The organism is Haloarcula sp. Atlit-47R, assembly GCF_003665985.1.
In the GTDB taxonomy this organism is placed as follows: domain Archaea; phylum Halobacteriota; class Halobacteria; order Halobacteriales; family Haloarculaceae; genus Haloarcula; species Haloarcula taiwanensis.
Genome location: NZ_QPLQ01000063.1, coordinates 1 through 462, shown reverse-complemented (window position 1 = coordinate 462; position 462 = coordinate 1). Strand labels below are relative to the sequence as shown.

Below are 462 nucleotides of genomic sequence, written 5' to 3'. Positions count from 1 at the left end.
CCGCGGTGTTGCCACGTTGTTTCGCCTGCTTGTAGGCCACCGAGTTCTGCTCGAGTTCAGCAAGCTTCACACGTAGGTCATCATACGATTCCGTGCCAGGGTCAACGTGGATCGCAATAGCCTGTTTTTGAATGCCTGGGCCAAGCGAACTGGCAAATTTGTCGGATTTATACGCAATGTCAATGACTGTGAGTGCGGTCCCGATCCCGCTGAAGCCGGTCGCCGTCTTGAGTCCGCGGTCCGCGTATTCGACCACCGTATCGATCGCTGCGTCTTTTGCTTCTGATTTGAGGGTAACACGGAGCTCGTTGCGAATCACGGCGGCCGCGTCATCTGCGTCTTCGCGCGCGTCTTCTTGCCAATATGATGCGCTAAGAGATTGGTCGCGGTACGTGTTGTAGGCGGTCGCCGGGAAGTCACTCCGTGGGTCAGTGGTGAGGCTTGCGTCAACTGCTTCGAGGG

1 protein-coding gene is annotated in these 462 nt (G+C 56.9%); it reads right to left on the bottom strand.

Translation table 11 applies throughout. The features are described 5' to 3' along the window. Nucleotides 1-462: hypothetical protein (locus DVK00_RS21500; protein ID WP_158598839.1), on the bottom strand; the 462-nt coding region annotated here is incomplete at both ends.